Source organism: Vibrio sp. 10N.261.55.F4 (assembly GCF_041470465.1).
Lineage (GTDB): Bacteria > Pseudomonadota > Gammaproteobacteria > Enterobacterales > Vibrionaceae > Vibrio > Vibrio crassostreae_C.
Genome location: NZ_JBFRMM010000004.1, coordinates 197,301 through 216,842, shown reverse-complemented (window position 1 = coordinate 216,842; position 19,542 = coordinate 197,301). Strand labels below are relative to the sequence as shown.

At 44.4% G+C, this 19,542-nt stretch carries 13 protein-coding genes and 1 tRNA gene; 9 read left to right on the top strand and 5 right to left on the bottom strand.

Annotation, left to right across the window (positions count from 1 at the left end; translation table 11 throughout):
• The first annotated feature begins 205 nt into the window (after positions 1-205).
• The 7 genes from AB4249_RS04555 to AB4249_RS04525 all read left to right on the top strand — a co-directional run bounded on the left by AB4249_RS04555 (position 206) and on the right by AB4249_RS04525 (position 9,867).
• Positions 206-730 carry a phosphatase PAP2 family protein gene (locus AB4249_RS04555; RefSeq protein ID WP_136982218.1) on the top strand — a complete coding sequence of 175 codons (525 nt, stop codon included), beginning with the start codon at positions 206-208 and terminating at the stop codon, positions 728-730.
• Positions 731-784: 54 nt separating this feature from the next.
• Entirely contained in the window at positions 785-1,840 is a 1,056-nt protein-coding gene (locus tag AB4249_RS04550) for an MJ1255/VC2487 family glycosyltransferase (RefSeq protein WP_017068817.1), read from the top strand.
• A 346-nt stretch (positions 1,841-2,186) separates the two neighbouring features.
• Positions 2,187-3,146, top strand: a complete 960-nt coding sequence (gene leuO, locus AB4249_RS04545; RefSeq protein WP_372058127.1) for a transcriptional regulator LeuO — start codon at positions 2,187-2,189, stop codon at positions 3,144-3,146.
• Between the two features lie 201 nt (positions 3,147-3,347).
• On the top strand, positions 3,348-5,156 hold the full coding sequence (locus AB4249_RS04540) for a long-chain fatty acid--CoA ligase (RefSeq protein WP_017066937.1): 1,809 nt from the start codon (positions 3,348-3,350) through the stop codon (positions 5,154-5,156).
• A gap of 460 nt (positions 5,157-5,616) precedes the next feature.
• A complete protein-coding gene (locus AB4249_RS04535; RefSeq protein ID WP_017062926.1) occupies positions 5,617-7,374 on the top strand; it encodes an acetolactate synthase 3 large subunit in 1,758 nt (585 codons plus the stop codon).
• Between the two features lies 1 nt (position 7,375).
• Entirely contained in the window at positions 7,376-7,870 is a 495-nt protein-coding gene (ilvN, locus tag AB4249_RS04530) for an acetolactate synthase small subunit (RefSeq protein ID WP_008219984.1), read from the top strand.
• A 113-nt stretch (positions 7,871-7,983) separates the two neighbouring features.
• The gene (locus AB4249_RS04525) at positions 7,984-9,867 is read left to right on the top strand and encodes a diguanylate cyclase (protein WP_102332760.1); all 1,884 of its coding nucleotides are present in this window, start codon (positions 7,984-7,986) and stop codon (positions 9,865-9,867) included.
• Between the two features lie 581 nt (positions 9,868-10,448).
• Here the strand turns inward: AB4249_RS04525 and AB4249_RS04520 are convergent.
• The gene (locus AB4249_RS04520; RefSeq protein ID WP_080582236.1) at positions 10,449-11,120 is read right to left on the bottom strand and encodes a GntR family transcriptional regulator; all 672 of its coding nucleotides are present in this window, start codon (positions 11,118-11,120) and stop codon (positions 10,449-10,451) included.
• A 176-nt stretch (positions 11,121-11,296) separates the two neighbouring features.
• Positions 11,297-12,709, bottom strand: a complete 1,413-nt coding sequence (gene pykF, locus AB4249_RS04515) for a pyruvate kinase PykF (protein ID WP_017061403.1) — start codon at positions 12,707-12,709, stop codon at positions 11,297-11,299.
• Between the two features lie 429 nt (positions 12,710-13,138).
• On the opposite strand from pykF, the gene AB4249_RS04510 reads away from it, so the two are divergent.
• Together AB4249_RS04510 and glmS are read left to right on the top strand one after the other, a co-directional pair.
• Positions 13,139-13,909, top strand: coding sequence for a DeoR/GlpR family DNA-binding transcription regulator (locus AB4249_RS04510; RefSeq protein WP_017061404.1), 771 nt, complete (start codon positions 13,139-13,141; stop codon positions 13,907-13,909).
• A 107-nt stretch (positions 13,910-14,016) separates the two neighbouring features.
• Positions 14,017-15,849, top strand: coding sequence for a glutamine--fructose-6-phosphate transaminase (isomerizing) (glmS, locus tag AB4249_RS04505; protein ID WP_017061405.1), 1,833 nt, complete (start codon positions 14,017-14,019; stop codon positions 15,847-15,849).
• Positions 15,850-15,954: 105 nt separating this feature from the next.
• On the opposite strand, the gene AB4249_RS04500 is transcribed toward glmS, so the two are convergent.
• The 3 genes from AB4249_RS04500 to rpoD form a co-directional block, all read right to left on the bottom strand.
• Positions 15,955-17,223, bottom strand: coding sequence for an O-acetylhomoserine aminocarboxypropyltransferase/cysteine synthase family protein (locus AB4249_RS04500; RefSeq protein ID WP_372102387.1), 1,269 nt, complete (start codon positions 17,221-17,223; stop codon positions 15,955-15,957).
• Between the two features lie 203 nt (positions 17,224-17,426).
• A tRNA-Ile gene (locus AB4249_RS04495) sits at positions 17,427-17,502 on the bottom strand.
• A gap of 163 nt (positions 17,503-17,665) precedes the next feature.
• A complete protein-coding gene (rpoD, locus tag AB4249_RS04490; RefSeq protein ID WP_010434608.1) occupies positions 17,666-19,510 on the bottom strand; it encodes an RNA polymerase sigma factor RpoD in 1,845 nt (614 codons plus the stop codon).
• Between the last annotated feature and the right edge of the window lie 32 nt (positions 19,511-19,542).

Genomic DNA, 19,542 nt, shown 5'->3' with positions numbered 1-19,542 from the left:
ACTAAGAAGTAAAAACATAGAAGAATAAAGCGGCCTTGGGTCGCTTTATTTTTATCGGTTGCATCTATCGCCATCCTGACTTGATCCATTGACCTGTCTATCAAGCATGGGAAATTTCATTTTAGTTCATTCAAAACGTCACTTAACTGTCATTTGTTGGGCATAACTTGAGCCTTAACTGAATAAGGATTGTTAAGGAGATTGTATGCGTACTATCGAACCTATTGTCCGCTGGGATGTGGCATTTTCTGTTTTCTGTTTAAAGAGCCGTTATAGCGGACAACAGGCGACACTCAGTAAGGCGGTGTCTCATACTGGAGATGGACACCTTTATGTTTTGATTGCCTTGATTGCACTGCTGGTCGATAGCAACACCGGTCGAGACTTTCTTTTGGTGGGCTTAACCGCCTTCGCAATCGAACTGCCTATTTACTGGTTTGCTAAAAATACCCTCAAGCGCCGTCGACCAGCTGAATTCTCTTCACTACTTCACTCTCATATTGTGCCATCCGATAAATACAGTCTGCCTTCAGGGCATTCCGCTGCTGCTTTTGTTATGGCGACCCTAATCGGGCATTTCTATCCGAGCTTGTACCTCTTTAGCTTGGTGTGGGCAACTGCGATTGCAGGCTCTCGAATCCTGCTCGGTGTGCACTTTTTAACGGACGTACTGATTGGCGCAGCCTTGGGCATCGCTTGTACCAGCCTAGCTATCAGCTTCATCCTGTAATTATTTTGTTGGCAACCACTGCCGAGCTTAAGTGGTAAATTTAAAGGAACATGCATGAAAATTTTATATGGCGTACAAGGCACAGGAAATGGGCACATCGCTCGAGCGAGAGCAATGGCCGTCGCTTTTCGTCAGCAAAATATTGATGTCGATTTTCTGTTCTCTGGGCGAGATGAGAGCAAATACTTTTCGATGGAAGCGTTTGGCAACTATCAGACCCGCAGCGGCTTAACTTTTTACAGCGAGCAGGGGCAGGTTAAATACGGCAAAACATTCATGAAGAACAACATCTGGCGATTTCTCCGTGAGATTAACCAGATCGATCTTACGCCTTATGACTTAGTGATTAATGATTTTGAGCCTGTCACTGCATGGGCGGCTAAGAGACAAGGTGTGCCATGCATTGGGATAAGCCACCAGAATGCGTTTCGTTATGATGTACCCAAAGAAGGAGGCAACTGGATTGAACATTCAGTGATTCAACATTTCGCCCCAACCGAGCACTCTATTGGCTTGCACTGGTATCACTTTGAACAGCCGATTTTGCCGCCTATCGTTCACACGCTGGTTGGTGAGCAACAAACCAAAACAGCACAAGACTTTACGTTGGTCTATTTGCCATTTGAGGATCTTGAGTCGATCTCAGAGCTGCTGATGAAGTTCATTTCGCAAAACTTTGTCTGTTACCACCCGGATGTGATTGAGCATAGCCGAGTTGAAAATATTGAGTTCAAACCACTGAGTCATGCGGGCTTTCAATTCGACCTCAATCAGTGCTCTGGTGTGGTCGCAAATGGCGGCTTTGAATTGCCATCTGAAGCCCTAACTTTGGGGAAGAAATTGCTTCTCAAACCACTCGAAGGACAGTTCGAACAACAGAGCAATGTGGCGACGCTAGAGGCCCTTGGGTTAGCTCAAACCATGACGTTTTTAGATGCGGCTATCTTGCGCGCTTGGCTCAGTGAAAAACAGGCCGAAGTGGTCACCTATCCAGACGTGGCAAGTGCACTCGTTGAGTGGGTATTAGCAGGGAATTGGTCTAATCAAGATGATTTAAGAAAGCAACTTTGGGACAAGGTCGACTTTCCAAGTTATGCATCGCTCACCTAACTCATAAGTGCTATTTCTGAATTGACCGGTTGAACAATTCACAAGTTCAATAAATTGTAACAAATGTAACCAAACGATAGAACAGCTAAATAAGTCGAAATTAAACTCATAAGTGACGCATTTTATGTTTTTTTATAACTCTATAAACAATTGATTTTTAGATGTTGTTTAATCATTAAGGTAAAATAAAATTATTCTTTATCAATCTTGTTGGTAGCTCGAGATGCATTGGTTAATAGTAATGTCAATCCGAAAAACATCGGTCTGATAAATATAAGAATTAGTGGTTATCTATTCTCATACCATTACCAATTTAACGCTGTCGAACCGACAAGAGGCAACTTGAATGTTAGATAAGAAAGACGCAATGAGTGCTATTGCAAGCTACAGAATGGAAAGCACACTTCGTGGAGTCGACTTAAATCTTTTGACTGTATTTGATGCAGTTATGCAAGAGCAAAACATTACACGTGCAGCTCACAATCTGGGTATGTCTCAGCCTGCTGTAAGTAACGCTGTTGCTCGTCTAAAAGTGATGTTTAACGACGAACTATTCATGCGCCAAGGTCGTGGTATTCAACCGACTCAACGTGCTCGTCAGTTGTTTGGTCCTATCCGCCAAGCGCTACAGTTAGTACGCAACGAACTACCAAGTTCTGTGTTCTCTCCAGAGTCGTCTTCTCGCCTGTTCAAACTTGCGATTTGCAGCCCTTGTGACATGCGTTTTGCACCTAAGATTATGTCGACAATTAACGAGCAAGCACCAAGCGTTAAACTGCACATGGACGCTGAGTTCGATCGTCAGCTTTCTGAGCGTATGCGCTACCAAGAAATCGACTTCGTGATCGATTACGCTCGCTTTGATGAGCAAGGTTTCTCAAGCACTGAAATCTTCCAAGATGAGTTGGTTGTTGTCGCTTCTGCTTCTCACCCACGCATTAACGGTGAAGTAACAGCGGCAGAGCTGCTTAACGAAAAGCACGCGAAATTGTCTCGTATCCACGGTCAACGTAGCTTCTCTGAGCAAGCTTACCGTGACCTAGATTGCACGCCTTTCTACGAAGGTACGAGCTTGAGCAACGTTCTTTACGTTGTAGGCCAGTCTGAACTAGTAACAATTGCTCCTCGTTGGATGGTAGAACATGCAGCAAACAAAGAGCAGCTTCAGATTCTAGATTTCCCATTCGATAATTCGGCGATTTCTGGCTTCCTAAGCTGGCACGAATCAAGTGAAAAGGATAAAGGACACATTTGGTTACGAGATCAGTTAATGATGATCTGTGGCGAAGTAGTGGCGCTTAACTAAGCACTAAACTCTATGATTTATAAGCCCTAAGCTGGGAGTCTGGCTTGGGGCTTTTTTGTACCTGCTATTTTTGTTGATAGAAAACTTAGCGTGATACGTACTATTACTTATAACTTTGAGCTTCATCAGTTGCCTTTTCCATGATCAGAGGTACACTTGTGCGCTCAAAAAAGCTTACAGGTGTAAGCCAAAGGTAAAGAGATGGCCAATTTAGATTTTCATATCGTAAAAAGACTTCGTGACCAAATTGCCCAAGGCGGCAACCGTACAGCTTTGAAGCACAAAGTAGATAATGTATGGCAAGGTATTAGCTGGCAGCAGTTTGGACAACAAATCGATACGCTTTCATTAGCACTGTTGGCTCAAGGACTGAGAGTTCAGGATAAGATCGGTATCTATTCGAACAATATGCCTCAATGGACCGTGGCAGATTTTGCATCGTTACAAGCACGTCTTGTGACTGTGCCGATTTATCCAACGAACACAGCAGCACAGTCTTCTTACATCATCCAAAATGCAGATGTGAAGATCTTATTCGTTGGTGAGCAAGTTCAATTCGATGCGGCGGTTAGCCTGTTTGAAGAGTGCGAGCAGCTAGAAGTTGTTGTGGCTATGTCTGATGACATCGACCTGCAAGGACACAGCTTTGCCGTATCTTGGAATGACTTCATGGCGCGTGGCGTTGAAGCACAACAAGCTGAACTTGACGTGCGTCTTGCTGATGCAAGCATGGACGACCTGCTGACTCTTATCTATACCTCTGGTACCACAGGTCAGCCAAAAGGCGTAATGCTTGATTACACCAACATTGGCTACCAGTTAGAAGGCCACGATGAGCGCCTTAGCCTGAGCAAAGACGATGTCTCATTGTGTTTCCTACCGTTATCACACGTATTTGAGCGTGCTTGGACTTTCTACGTTCTCTATAAAGGCGCAACCAACTGTTACTTGCAAGATACCATGCAGGTGCGTGACGCGCTGAGCGACGTGAAACCTACTGTAATGTGTGCGGTTCCACGCTTCTACGAGAAGATCTTCTCTGCGATTCACGAGAAGGTATCTAAAGCACCATTTATTCGTAAAGTGCTATTTACTTGGGCGGTGAACATGGGAGCAAAGCTTTCAGTTTGTCACCAAGAAGGTCGTACTCCATCGTTGATGCTGAAGAAGAGCCATGCGCTAGCTGATAAGCTTGTGCTATCTAAACTGCGCGCTCTACTCGGCGGTAACATCAACTTCATGCCATGTGGTGGCGCGAAGCTTGATGAGACGATTGGTCGTTTCTTCCATGCTATCGGCATCAACGTAAAACTTGGCTACGGCATGACAGAAACCACGGCAACAGTATCTTGTTGGGATGATCGCTGTTTTAACCCTGATTCGATTGGTATGTCGATGCCGGGCGCAGAAGTAAAAATTGGTGCTAAGGACGAGATTCTTGTTCGCGGTCCAATGGTGATGCGTGGCTACTACAAGATGCCAGAAGAGACAGCTAAGACATTCGATGAGCACGGTTTCTTGAAAACCGGTGATGCGGGTCATTTTGATGAAAATGGTAACCTGTTCATTACTGATCGTATCAAAGAGCTGATGAAAACTTCTGGTGGTAAGTATATTGCCCCGCAAGTGGTTGAAGGTGCGATTGGTAAAGATCACTTTATCGAACAGATTGCGGTTATCGCTGATACACGCAAATTCGTTTCTGCGCTGATTGTTCCTTGTTATGACTCGCTAGAAGAGTACGCCAAAGAGCTTAATATCAAGTATCACGATCGCGTTGAGCTGGTTAAGCATCACCAAATCGTCGAGATGCTAGAAAAGCGTGTGAATGACCTACAGCAAGAACTGGCTAAGTTTGAGCAAGTGAAGAAATTCAAACTGCTACCAAAAGCATTTTCTATGGATGATGGTGAACTGACACCAACTCAAAAATTGCGTCGTAAAGTTATCAACGATAAGTATCAAGACGAAATCGAAGAAATGTACAACGAAAAGCCTAAAGATAAGTAGTTTTCTGCTTAGATAAATTTTCAGTTGTTTAAAAATCCCCCTACGAATGTGATTGCATTTTTAGGGGGATTTTTTGTATCTAATGACACAGCACAATGTGCGAAAGCGCACACCAGCAAGCTCGTGGTTTATCGATAAATAGCGATCTATTAAAATATTAAGTGCTTTTTTTTGTTCGATAACTAGTGTTTAAACCTAGCGTGGGGGGCTGGGTTGGGTTTTATTTAATGCTTTGAGCTAATAGTTGGTTTTTTGGCACAGTTGCCGAATAACAGGTGTTAGACCAGATGATAATAAAGCGTTAAAGTTGTTTCGTATTACTGTTTGTTGTTATCACGACAGACAGCCATAGCCGAAAAAGTGGAAGTATTTCGAATTAGGCTACGAATAAGCCCTAGACTATGAAAAACCAGCCCAACATGTTCACCAAATATGATTGGAAACTGGTGAGGAGAGCAATATGACAACAAAACCTGAAACAGCCATGTCATCCGGCGCTGAAATGTTATCCGGCGCTGAGATGGTGGTGCAGTCTCTAATTGAAGAGGGTGTAGAACAAATCTTTGGTTATCCAGGTGGTTCTGTACTTGATATCTACGATGCGCTGCATGCTAAAACTGCTGAAATTAAACACGTATTAGTACGACACGAACAAGCCGCTACCCACATGGCAGATGGCTATACTCGTTCTACTGGTAAACCGGGTGTAGTACTTGTGTGTTCTGGTCCAGGTGCGACCAATACCGTTACTGGTATTGCAACAGCCTACATGGACTCAATCCCAATGATTGTTATTTCTGGTAACGTACCAAATAACCTTATTGGTAACGACGCCTTCCAAGAGTGTGACATCGTGGGTGTATCACGCCCGATCGTTAAACACAGCTTCTTAGTTAAGAAAGCGGAAGATATCCCTGAAGTCGTTAAAAAAGCATTCTATATTTCAACGACAGGGCGTCCCGGTCCTGTGGTTATTGATCTGCCGAAAGACATCTTAAACCCACAAATCAAGCTTCCTTATGAATACCCAGAAACGCTCAAAATGCGTTCGTATAACCCAACGGTTACGGGTCATAAAGGTCAGATCAAAAAGGCGCTAAAAGCCCTTCTTGAAGCGAAGAAGCCGGTACTTTATGTCGGTGGTGGTGCGGTTATTTCTGAGGCAGATAAGCCGCTGTTAAAATTAGCAGAGGCACTGAATTTACCTGTGGTAAGCACCCTAATGGGGCTTGGCGCTTTCCCTGGCACCCATAAGAACTCTTTGGGTATGTTAGGCATGCATGGTTTATATGAAGCCAATATGGCGATGCACAATGCGGATTTGATCTTTGGTATTGGCGTACGTTTCGATGATCGAACGACTAATAACCTAGATAAGTACTGCCCTGATGCGAAGATCATGCACATTGATATCGACCCATCTTCGATCTCTAAGAACGTAAAAGTGGATCTACCGATTGTAGGTTCTGCTGAAAAGGTTCTAGAGAGCATGGTGAACTTGCTCGTTGAGCAAGGCGGCACTAACGATGCAGAAGCGATTGAAAGCTGGTGGAGTGAAATCAAGCAGTGGCAAGAGCGTGACTGCCTAGCTTACGAGAAATCGTCTGAGCGCATCAAACCACAGCAAGTAATTGAAACACTGCATAAAGTAACCAATGGCGATGCCTATGTTGCTTCTGACGTAGGTCAACACCAAATGTTTGCTGCTTTATACTACCCGTTTAACAAGCCACGTCGTTGGATTAACTCTGGTGGTCTAGGCACGATGGGCTTTGGCCTGCCTGCTGGTATGGGCGTTAAGTTTGCTAAGCCAGATGAAGAGGTGGTTGTGGTAACCGGTGACGGCAGCATTCAAATGAATATCCAAGAGCTGTCGACTGCGCTGCAATACAATATCCCGGTTAAGATTATTAACCTTAACAACCGTTTCCTAGGCATGGTAAAACAGTGGCAAGACATTGTTTATCAAGGCCGTTACTCTAACTCATATATGGACTCTGTTCCTGATTTTGCTGCTATCGCTGAGGCTTATGGTCACGTTGGTATGCGCATTTCATCTCCGGATGAATTGGAATCAGGTTTGGAAAAAGCACTGGCGATGAAAGACCGTTTGGTATTTGTCGATATTAGTGTGGATGACACCGAGCACGTATACCCAATGCAGATCAAAGGCGAGGGTATGGATAACATGTGGCTAAGCAAAACGGAGAGAACATAATATGAGACACATTATTTCACTACTAATGGAAAACCAACCTGGTGCGCTTTCTCGTGTGGTTGGCTTGTTTTCTCAGCGTGGCTACAACATCGAGTCTTTGAACGTATCTCCAACCGATGATCCGACGCTGTCTCGTTTGAACGTCACTACTAACTCGAGCGAAATGCAGCTTGAGCAGATTCAGAAACAACTGCATAAGCTAATCGACGTACTTAAAGTACAAGAAGTGTCTGAACTTGAACACATTGAACGTGAGCTGTTGATGGTAAAAGTACGTGCGAGCGGCTTTGCTCGTGCGGAAGTGAAGCGCACAGCGGATATCTTCCGTGGTCAGATCGTTGATGTTACGGCTTCTCAATATACGGTTCAAATGGCGGGTACTAGCGAGAAACTGGATGCCTTCATTCAGGCGCTGTCTGAAGTGACGGAAGTGCTTGAAGTAGCTCGAAGTGGTGTTGTTGGCATCGCACGAGGCGAACGTGCGTTGAAAGCCTAGACGATAAGTCTTTAAAAAATAACTTTAAAGCCGCTTTTTTAAGCGGCTTTTATTTTGTTAATTTTTTAGAGTGCTATAATCCCGCGCTGCACTTCCATTCATCTGAGTTAGCAATGCGAAATAAAAAATCAATAATTACATTGCTGATTATCTCTATCATATTGTCTTCTGCAGTATGTCTGTATTATTTGCAGCGCTACAAAGAAGTAAAACAGCAGAGCTTTGACTACTCAGCTAAGCAAGCCGTTCATCAGTTAGTGTATGCCAAGCGAGATTATGATCTTCTCAAGACTCAGTTAGTCTCGGTCATGGAGCTACTCAGTCATAGCCAGAGCTTGGTTAACTTTGCTTCCTCTCCCTCAGACCAAACCAAACATCTACTTGAAGAGGTCTGGCAATCTGTTCTCGTGAACCAGAAGTGGTATACACAAATCCATCTGTTAGATGTCACTGGCAAAGAATTGGTGCGTGTTAACTACTCCTCTGATACCGGTAGAGTGACGTTTCCTCAACAGCTGCAAGATAGGTCGGATTCTAACTACTTCCAATACGCTCAAAAACTAGAAGCCGAACAGATTGGCGGTTGGGGTATTGAGCTTGAAACTGAGCATGGTGAAGTCACCTTCCCTTATTCGCCGGTAATCCGTGTCTTTACCCCAGTAGAAACCCCTGACGAAAGAGTAGGCTACCTCGTCATCAATCTTGATGTATGGGGCTTATCGTCGCGTCTGAGCTTTTCACCAGATAACGATCTTAGAGCAGAAGTTCTCAATGACGCGGGTTACTTCATCGCGAGTAACAACAGCGGTAAGTTGTTCGGAGACTCTATTCCTGAAAGAAAAGGCTATAACCTGAAAAATATCGCGCCGAAGACGTGGGATGCGATCTCCAATGATCAGGTGGGATACGTTTTTGAAGATGGTAATTTGTTTGCCTTTAACACGGTTATGCTCGCGAACAGTCAAAAGGTCCATTTACTGATTCAACTTAATCAAAAGCAACTGATGGATCGGGCTGAGCGTGATCTAGATGATTTGGCCCATGAAGAGATCATTGTTCTGATTACGGTGCTGATATTCGCTTTCCCGTTTGCTTACCTGGTGACGCACTGCCGACGCCGAAGCCTAGAGAGTAAATTGGCACGCGCCGCATTGAATGGTATGTCGGCAGTGATGATCTCTGACAAGCAGCACCGCACAATGATGATCAACAACGAATTTGAGAACATGACTGGGTACTGCAAAAAACAGGTGATCGGTCAAAATGCATTGCAGTTGCTGCTTGAGAATACCGACCAAGTGCTCTCAAGCTCGGCTATTTGGAGTCATTTAGAGCAAGAAGAAGTATGGGAAGGGGAGGTTCAGTGTAAGAACAAGCTGCGTATTCCTTTTACTGCGATCATGCGAGTGCATGCGGTCAAAAACAATTCAGGCAAAGTCAGTTACTACATCACCTCGTTGGTTGATATTTCCGTAAGGAAGGAGCTTGAGGTGCGTTTGAGGATCTTAAGTGAACGTGACTCTTTGAGTAACCTCTGGAACAGACGAAAGTTCGAAGAGCAGTTGGCCTACTATTCTCGCTTGGTTGAGCGTTACCCGAACGAAACGACCACTTGCTTAGCCTTAGTCGACATCGATAACTTCAAGCGAATCAATGATGAACTTGGCCACGACGAAGGTGACCGTGTGATTGCTGGTGTTGCTAAGCTTCTGCAAGACAGTCTTCGTGGGACGGATTTTGTTGCACGTGTCGGAGGGGAAGAGTTTGCACTCTTGATGCCACACACTTCACTGCCAGAAGCAAAGCGCGTATTGGATCGCTTACGAATCGAGATTGAGCTAGCGGCCGGAACTAAGGTAACAGTGAGTGTTGGCTTTACGGATTTAACCAGTAACAGCACTCGCTCATACAAGTGTGCGGATGTTGCGCTTTACGAATCTAAATCGTCTGGCCGTAATACGGTCTCTATGTGTCCTAGCTATGATGATGTCGCTTAGGGTCGCTTCTATCTAGTCCTGTCTTCTATTTCCTTCACCTCTTCAAGTCGCGGCCCGACTCACTTTATCTCTCCCCCTTTTTATAGGAATCTCACTTTTGAGCGACCTATGTCACAAAATCTATACAGTTAGACTAAAGTCTAATGCTGGTGGAAATTTGAGCTAAAATGAACAATAAGTAAACTACCTTGCTTCAGATTACATCGTGCTTAACGGTGTAATAAATAGAGTGTTTACCAGATGTAAAAGGATGACACCGTTAACTTAATTCAACTGATTAGCTAGCCTTTTCAATGGTTTGAAAGGCAGCAGTAGAATTAGGTTAGCTGGAGCAAGAGTTTGGGGATCATACAGTCTGGTTAAAAGAGGCGTGGTATGTTTGTCGATTTTTTAGTTAGGTTAACCATAGGCACATTAGCCATTCTTGGCTTTCAACTTAGTGCATTGTATTTTTTACCTATGGTTGTGCTGCTCAATACTCATCACAAAGAGTTTTTTGGGTGGTAGTTCAGTCGTAATACTGGAAACAAAAAACGGAGCCATTGGGCTCCGTTTTTATTTGGTTAGAAGCTACTTTAGCGTTATGCCGCTTCGATAACTTCTTCAATTCGTTTCATTGAACCTAGCAGGTGTTGATCAAGCAGTTCAGTCGCTTGTTCTACATTCTTAGAGAGTACTAGTTTCATGATCATTTCGTGTTCATCAATATTGAACAGATCATCTGATGCGCTTTCTGCAGACATAGCGAGGAAGCGGTAACGTTTCACTTGGTTAATTAGGTCATCAAAGAACTTAAACATGTTCTCTGAATCTGCACCTTCAAGCAGTGCGACATGGAATTGCTGGTGGCGCTCTTCCCATTCTACACAGTCAAACTCTTCAGATACGTACTGTACTCGCGATAGTTTATGGTAAGACGTTAGTACATCCAGTTCCCAGCTCTCATCACCTGCTGCAATCGCTTTTTTAAGCAGAACCGATGATACAACACGAAGGCTTTCGTATAGGTCATTCAGTTCTTTCTTTGATACAGGAGATACCCAGCAGCCTTTTTGTGGCTCTAGCTTTACGTATTTGCTCCAAGATAACTGTACCAAGGCTTCGCGAATAGGGGATGCGCCAACGTTGTAGCGTGCTTTTAGATCAGCAACAACAAGCTTTTGGCCTGGGGTTAACTCACCATTAAGAATATCTTGGCGAATCATCTTTGATACTTTGTCAGTGAGCGTAGGACTAGACATTACAAACCTCATCTATATATGATTTCTAGTCTGCTAATCCGTCTCTTAGAAAGAGTCAGTTGGAGGTTAACAGTACGTAGTTCTATTGTGATTGATAATACAGCGTACTGAAAAGTTAGGCAAGATTTTGTTTCATAAAAAAAGAGGGCCGAAGCCCTCTTTTATATTTTATGCGAATCGGTTCATTTTTATAGAACGTGAACAGATGCCGTGTTTGTAGTACCAGAAGCTACTAGAGCACCAGAAACCATAACTACGATGTCGCCTTTGTTACCTAGGCCAGATTGTAGAGCGATTTCTTTACCGTTGATGTAGAACGCGTCTGTGTTCTCGATAGAGTCAACAAGAACTGGCTTAACACCTTTAGTAAGAACTAGCTGTGCAGCTGTCTTTTCGTTAGTTGTTAGAGCTAGGATGTTTGCAGTTGGGAAGTACTTACGTACTGAACGTGCAGATTTACCGCCTTCAGTTGCAACAACGATTAGAGGAGCAGCTAGCTTCTCTGCTGTGTCTACGGCGCCTTTACATACTGCTTCAGTGATGCGTAGACGTGGGCTGTCTAGACGAGAACCTAGCTCAGCTTTAAGAGCTGAATCAGTACGGTTCGCGATTTGAGCCATGATAGTAACAGCTTCAACTGGGTACTTACCTTTAGCAGTTTCACCAGAAAGCATTACTGCATCAGTACCATCCATGATTGCGTTCGCAACGTCACCCGCTTCAGCACGAGTTGGACGTGGGTTGCTGATCATAGAGTCAAGCATTTGAGTTGCAGTGATAACCATCTTACGTGCACGGTTACACTTCTCGATCATCATCTTCTGAGCGAAGATTACTTCTTCAGCTGGGATTTCAACACCTAGGTCACCACGAGCAACCATGATGCCGTCAGAAGCTTCAAGGATTGAATCGAAGTTATCTACACCTTCTTGGTTTTCAATCTTAGAAATGATGTGGATGTTCTCGCCGCCGTTAGCGTTTAGAAGCTCACGGATTTCTTTAACGTCTTCTTCTTTACGGATGAAAGAAGCAGCAACGAAATCTACGCCTTGCTCACAACCAAACTTAAGGTCAGCTTTGTCTTTCTCAGAAAGAGCAGGAAGTTGAACAGAAACGCCAGGAAGGTTAACACCTTTGTTTTCGCCTAGAGCACCGTTGTTAAGAACTTTACACTTAACTTCAGTTTCTGTTGTTGCGATAACTTCCATTTCGATTAGGCCGTCATCAACAAGGATAGTGTTACCTGCTGTTAGGTCTTTAGCGAAACCTAGGTAAGTTACTGCTACTACGTCTTTGTTACCAACAACTGTTGCGTCAGTTGTGAAAGTGAACTCTTGACCAGCTACTAGATCTACGTCGTTACCATCTTCAAGTTTGATAGTACGGATTTCTGGACCTTTAGTATCTAGAAGGATAGCAAGTTGCTCACCTTTGTTTTCCATTACTTTACGGAAGTTCGCGATACGAGTGCCGTGCTCTGCGAAATCACCGTGAGAGAAGTTAAGACGCATAACGTTCATGCCAGCATCTACTAGTTCAGTTAGCTTCTCTACAGATTCAGTTTTAGGGCCAATCGTACATACGATTTTGGTCTTTTTCATGGAAGGTACTCTCCGGTAAGTATTGTTACAATTTGAAATTTATTTAAGTTCTGAAGATTGGTCCGCTACATCAACATTTTGTGCCTGTTGTGTAAAAGCGCGGGACTTCCAATATGTCCTTCAGAGTTGTAAGTCTTTCATCAATTTTAGTCATTTTATGACTAAAAGATTTTGATTCAATATCGGTTTTCTGTGACTTACCCCACTATATAGGGGGTAGGTTGCAAAAAAATAACAGTCAGTTTTGTAATTTTTTTTCTTTTCGGGTGCGGATTCTACCACCTAATGAGTTCAATATCACTGCTTAACAATTGTCTTAGGACAAGGTTTTATCGCTATTTATTAATTTTTTGGATCAAAATAAATGGACTAAATAGTTTCGTTGTAACTATAATATGTTTCATATCGAAACTTAATGGCCTTTTTTAAATGTCGAAACGAAATACTCAGCTTAGAAGACATGCAATTTCTAACCTAGTGAATGAAAAGGGGGAGGTTAGTGTTGATGAATTATCCGCTAAGTTTGAAACCTCAGAAGTCACTATTAGAAAGGACTTAGCGTCTTTAGAGAAAAACGGTCAGCTTTTACGCCGTTATGGTGGTGCGATTTCATTACCGAAAGAGGTTGTGAACGAAGAACTGGGTCAACAAGTTTCGACTCGAAAGATTTCATTGGCAAAAGCCGCTGCAGATTTAATTCGCGACCATAACCGCATCGTGATCGATAGTGGCAGTACGACCGGTGCTCTAATTCAGCAGCTTAATGCTAAGCGTGGCTTGGTTGTTATGACCAACTCATTGCACGTTGCTAATGCGCTTAATGAGCTTGAAAGCGAGCCGACGTTATTAATGACTGGCGGCACTTGGGATACCCATTCGGACTCTTTCCAAGGCAAAGTTGCAGAGTCGGTACTTCGTGCTTACGATTTTGACCAACTATTTATTGGGGCTGATGGTATCGACCTCGATAGAGGCACAACCACGTTTAACGAACTGGTTGGCCTGAGCAAAGTAATGGCTGAAGTGTCACGAGAAGTGATCGTGATGGTTGAGTCGGAAAAGGTGGGACGAAAGATCCCGAACTTAGAGCTGGCATGGGAACACATTGACATCTTAATTACCGATACAGACTTAGGCGAAGAATCCAAAGCAAGTATCGAATCACATGATGTTCGAGTGATCCTGACCGATCCAGCGTAAAAACAAATTTAAGTATTATGCATTTACCTTCCTATAATTGATCTTAATGAAGATTTGGCCTTTGCTTGCTGCCAATAGGAATAAAACAAAATTGATGGAGTGAAACTATGTGTGGAATTGTTGGTGCAGTAGCACAGCGTGATGTAGCTGAAATTTTAGTAGAAGGCCTTCGTCGTCTAGAATACCGTGGCTACGATTCAGCTGGTGTCGCTGTCGTCGATACTGAATCTAACCTAACTCGTGTACGCCGCCTAGGTAAAGTACAAGAGCTAGCTGACGCAGTAGAAGAGCAACAAGTGATTGGTGGTACAGGTATCGCTCATACACGTTGGGCGACACACGGTGAGCCGTCTGAAGCGAACGCACACCCACACATGTCTGGTGATATTGCCGTTGTACACAATGGCATTATCGAAAACCACGAAGCACTGCGCGCTATGCTGCAAGAGCGTGGTTACGTATTTACTTCACAAACGGATACAGAAGTTATTGCTCACTTAGTTGAGTGGGAACTTCGCACTTCAGCTTCTTTGGTTGAAGCGCTACAGAAAACAGCAAAACAATTAGACGGTGCGTACGGCACGGTTGCGGTTGATCGTAAAGATCCTAGCCGTATCGTTGTAGCTCGTTCTGGTAGCCCGATCGTTATCGGTTTTGGTGTCGGCGAGAACTTCCTTGCTTCTGATCAACTGGCGCTACTGAGCGTAACTCGTCGCTTCATGTACCTAGAAGAAGGTGATGTTGCTGAGGTAACTCGTCGTGATGTTACGGTATTTGATGTAGCGGGTGAGCGTGTTGAGCGTGAAATCGTTGAGTCAAACGCTGAACACGACGCAGGTGACAAAGGTCAATACCGCCACTTCATGCAGAAAGAGATCTTTGAACAGCCAACAGCGCTGATCAATACAATGGAAGGCCGTATCTCTGACACTTCGGTTATCACTAACGCGATCGGCGTTAAAGCTGAAGAGATCCTAAGCAAGGTTGAACACGTGCAGATCATCGCATGTGGTACGTCTTACAACTCAGGCATGGCAGCGCGTTACTGGTTTGAATCTCTAGCTGGCGTAAGCTGTGACGTAGAGATTGCTTCTGAATTCCGTTACCGTGATTTCGTTGTTCGTCCGAACAGCCTATTGGTGACTCTGTCTCAATCTGGTGAAACGGCGGATACGCTTGCTGCACTTCGTCTTGCAAAAGAGAAGGGTTATATGTCTGCAATGACTATCTGTAACGTTGCAGGTTCTTCGTTAGTTCGTGAATCTGATTTTGCCTTCATGACTCGCGCAGGAACAGAGATCGGTGTTGCTTCTACTAAAGCTTTCACAACTCAACTAGCTGCAATGCTGATGATGGTAACTTCAATTGGTCGCCTGCAAGGTCGCATCAATGAAGAGAAAGAAGCAGAGATCGTTCAAGCACTGCATCAACTGCCTGCTGATATCGAGAAAGCATTAGCGTTTGATAAAGAGATCGAAGCGCTAGCACCTGATTTTGCAGATAAGCACCACACACTGTTCTTGGGTCGTGGTGAGTTCTACCCAATCGCGATGGAAGCGTCTCTTAAGCTGAAAGAGATCTCTTACATTCACGCAGAAGCCTACGCGGCTGGTGAGCTTAAGCACGGTCCTTTGGCTCTTATCGATGCAGATATGCCTGTTGTGGTTATTGCACCAAGCAACGACTTGCTAGAGAAGCTGAAATCAAACGTTGAAGAAGTACGTGCTCGTGGCGGTCTACTTTACGTATTCGCAGATGAAGATGCAGGCTTTGAAAGCGATGAGAACATGAAGATCATCAAGATGCCTCACGTAAGTGAAGTAACAGCACCTATCTACTACACTGTACCAATGCAGCTGTTGTCTTACCACGTAGCGCTAATCAAGGGTACCGATGTTGACCAACCTCGTAACCTTGCGAAAGCAGTAACGGTTGAGTAATCGTTAGCCCATCTAAGAAAATTAGATAATAAGAAGCCCATCCTGTGATGGGCTTTTTTTGTGTCTGTTAATTAACGATCAGTGTTAGAGCTAACGGTAGCGTCATTAAGCGCTAAGTGCTTGCTCTAGGTCAGCCAAGATATCGTCAATATGCTCAATGCCTACTGAGAGGCGAATCATCTCTGGTGATACACCAGCTTGCTTTTGTTCCGCTTCGCTTAATTGACGGTGTGTTGTAGAGGCAGGGTGACAAGCGAGAGATTTTGCATCGCCGATGTTCACCAAGCGCTTGAAGATTTGTAGAGCATCATAGAAACGAACACCTGCTTCATAACCATCTTTCAAGCCAAAAGATAAAATGGCAGACGGCTTACCTTGCATGTATTTCTCAGCCAGCGGATAGAACTCAGACGTTGGTAAACCCGCGTAGCTCACCCAACTCACTTTCTCATGTTGCTGAAGGTACTCAGCTACTTTCAGTGCATTCTCTGTGTGTCGCTCCATGCGTAGCGATAAAGTTTCTAGACCTTGCATTAGCATGAAGGCATTCATTGGCGACAGCGCAGCACCCGTATTACGCAGTGGAACCGTTCGAGCACGACCAATAAACGCGGCTTCGCCAAAAGCCTCGGTATAAACCACACTGTGGTAAGAAGGTTCTGGCTGATTAAACACGGGGAAGCGATCTTTGTGTTCTGCCCATGGGAATTTACCTGAATCGACAATAACACCACCCAACGTTGTTCCGTGACCACCAACGTATTTGGTGAGTGAGTGAACCACGATATCGGCACCAAAGTCGATAGGTTTGCATAGCACTGGTGTCGCCACCGTATTATCAACAATCACAGGTACACCTTGTGCGTGAGCAAGCTCTGCCACACGTTCTAAGTCGATGATATTGCCTGCTGGGTTACCGATACTCTCACAGTAAACCGCTTTGGTTTTTTCATCGATCAGCGCGGCTAAGCTCTCAGGCTTGTCGTCTTTTGCAAAGCGAACTTCAATCCCTTGGTTTGGTAACATATGAGCAAATAGGGTGTAAGTACCGCCGTAAAGCTGAGGAGTTGAAACGATGTTGTCGCCGATTTGGGCCAACGTTTGAATCGCGTAGTTGATCGCAGCGCTGCCAGCACTCACCACTAATCCGGCAATACCACCTTCTAAGGCTGCCATGCGCTTTTCCAACACATCATTGGTTGGGTTCATAATACGAGTGTAGATATTACCTGGTACTGCAAGGTTAAACAGGTCGGCACCATGTTGTGCATCATCGAATTCATAAGCAACGGTTTGGTAAATAGGAGTAGCAACCGATTTGGTTGTTGGATCGGTTTCGTAGCCGAAGTGAATCGAGAGCGTTTCGTCTTTCATGAGTCTTCCCTGAACTATTGAATGATTTGTGTACTCTCATATTGCCGATTTTTTTATAAAAGAAAAGTAAGCTCAGTCACAGAGAGGCAATTGGAATTGTGTTCGGGACGATTCGCTATTTGTAGGAAATATAGCTATTGAGTTGTACTGCTTCAGAAAAGCAAAAAGCCAGAGCAGTATAAACTGTTCTGGCTTTTCTAATTTGGTGGCCCCTCCCAGATTTGAACTGGGGACCGAACGATTATGAGTCGTGCGCTCTAACCACTGAGCTAAGGGGCCGTAGGGCATAGATTATAGGGGAAGCGCTCAATGGTGTCTAGACACTATAGGGGCCAATTCCGCTTACATCTTAGCCACTTAAATCATGTAGGCACAAAAAAGGTGAGCCAACGCTCACCTTTTCTATTTTAAGCTTAAAAGCTAATCACATTAAAGCGTGTGATTACTCGTCTAGGAAGCTGCGCAGAGTTTCTGAACGGCTTGGGTGACGAAGTTTACGTAGTGCTTTTGCTTCGATTTGACGGATACGCTCACGAGTTACGTCGAACTGCTTACCCACTTCTTCAAGAGTGTGGTCTGTGTTCATGTCGATACCGAAACGCATACGTAGTACTTTAGCTTCACGAGGAGTTAGGCCCGCAAGAACGTCTTTAGTTGCACCGCGTAGGCTGGTTGCCGTTGCTGAGTCTAAAGGAAGCTCAAGAGTTGTATCCTCGATGAAATCACCTAGGTGCGAATCTTCGTCGTCACCGATTGGTGTCTCCATTGAGATAGGCTCTTTAGCGATTTTCAGTACTTTGCGGATCTTGTCTTCAGGCATTTGCATGCGTTCAGCCAATTCTTCCGGAAGTGGTTCACGACCCATCTCTTGTAGCATTTGACGAGAGATACGGTTTAGTTTGTTGATCGTTTCGATCATGTGAACCGGAATACGGATAGTACGAGCTTGGTCGGCAATCGAACGAGTGATTGCTTGACGGATCCACCACGTAGCGTAAGTAGAGAACTTGTAACCACGACGGTATTCAAACTTATCTACGGCTTTCATCAGACCGATGTTACCTTCTTGGATTAGATCCAGGAATTGTAGACCACGGTTTGTGTACTTCTTAGCAATCGAGATTACTAGACGTAAGTTCGCCTCAACCATCTCTTTCTTCGCACGACGAGCTTTCGCTTCACCGATAGACATACGACGGCTGATGTCTTTAATGCTTTGAACAGTAAGAGAGGTTTCGCGTTCGATCATATCCAGTTTTTGGATAGAACGACGAATGTCGTGCTCGTTACGTTTAATTTTTTCTGCGTATGGCTTATCTGAAGCAAGAACTTCATCCAACCATGCTTCGCTAGATTCGTTGCCAGTAAATAAGGCAATGAATGATTTCTTCGGCATTTTGCCGTACTCAACCGTTTGACGCATGATTAGGCGTTCTTGAGTACGTACACGATCCATTGAAGTGCGAAGTTCATTTACTAGGTAGTCAAACTGTTTTGGTGTCAGACGGAATTCTTTGAATACGTCTTGCATCATTGTTGTTGCAATCGTTGCTTTCGGGCTTTCGTGGCCGTATTCATTGATTGCTAGCTGACGGTTTTGGTAGCTAGTACGAAGCGCTGTAAACTTCTCAAGAGCAAGCTCAGGATCAATACCTGTATCTTCTTCTTCCTCTTCCTCGTCGTCTTCAGCTTCTTCTTTGTCTTCGTCTTCCAGATCAGTTTCAGCAAGTTCTGAACCGATGTGTGTTGCCGTTGGCGCAGCTGTGCCATCGTCGTCTGGGTCAACAAAGCCATTGATTAGGTCTGTTAAGCGAATCTCTTCTGCTTGTACGCGGTCAAACTGTTCCAAGATATATGGAATGGTGCCTGGGTACTCAGCAACGGATAGTTGAACGGTATTAATACCGTCTTCAATACGCTTAGCAATGTCGATCTCGCCTTCACGAGTCAGTAGCTCAACTGTACCCATTTCACGCATGTACATACGAACAGGGTCAGTAGTACGGCCAATCTCGCTCTCTACGCTTGAAAGCGCAGCAGCAGCAGCTTCAGCTGCATCTTCATCTATATTGGCATCGTCATCATTAAGAGCTAGATCATCAGCATCAGGTGCAGTTTCTACTACCTTGATACCCATGTCGTTAATCATTTGAATGATGTCTTCTACCTGTTCAGAATCCACGATTTCTGCAGGTAGGTGGTCGTTTACTTCGGCGTAGGTCAGATAGCCTTGTTCCTTGCCTTTAATAACAAGTAATTTTAGCTGTGACTGCGGATTTTGATCCATAGATGATATCCAACTTCAGGTCTGGTGAAGGA

Coding starts and splice junctions, on each gene's coding strand:
- AB4249_RS04555 (WP_136982218.1), top strand. CDS start 206: ATGCGTACTATCGAACCTATTGTCCGCTGGGATGTGGCATTTTCTGTT.
- AB4249_RS04550 (WP_017068817.1), top strand. CDS start 785: ATGAAAATTTTATATGGCGTACAAGGCACAGGAAATGGGCACATCGCT.
- leuO (WP_372058127.1), top strand. CDS start 2,187: ATGTTAGATAAGAAAGACGCAATGAGTGCTATTGCAAGCTACAGAATG.
- AB4249_RS04540 (WP_017066937.1), top strand. CDS start 3,348: ATGGCCAATTTAGATTTTCATATCGTAAAAAGACTTCGTGACCAAATT.
- AB4249_RS04535 (WP_017062926.1), top strand. CDS start 5,617: ATGACAACAAAACCTGAAACAGCCATGTCATCCGGCGCTGAAATGTTA.
- ilvN (WP_008219984.1), top strand. CDS start 7,376: ATGAGACACATTATTTCACTACTAATGGAAAACCAACCTGGTGCGCTT.
- AB4249_RS04525 (WP_102332760.1), top strand. CDS start 7,984: ATGCGAAATAAAAAATCAATAATTACATTGCTGATTATCTCTATCATA.
- AB4249_RS04520 (WP_080582236.1), bottom strand. CDS start 11,120: ATGAGGTTTGTAATGTCTAGTCCTACGCTCACTGACAAAGTATCAAAG.
- pykF (WP_017061403.1), bottom strand. CDS start 12,709: ATGAAAAAGACCAAAATCGTATGTACGATTGGCCCTAAAACTGAATCT.
- AB4249_RS04510 (WP_017061404.1), top strand. CDS start 13,139: ATGTCGAAACGAAATACTCAGCTTAGAAGACATGCAATTTCTAACCTA.
- glmS (WP_017061405.1), top strand. CDS start 14,017: ATGTGTGGAATTGTTGGTGCAGTAGCACAGCGTGATGTAGCTGAAATT.
- AB4249_RS04500 (WP_372102387.1), bottom strand. CDS start 17,223: ATGAAAGACGAAACGCTCTCGATTCACTTCGGCTACGAAACCGATCCA.
- rpoD (WP_010434608.1), bottom strand. CDS start 19,510: ATGGATCAAAATCCGCAGTCACAGCTAAAATTACTTGTTATTAAAGGC.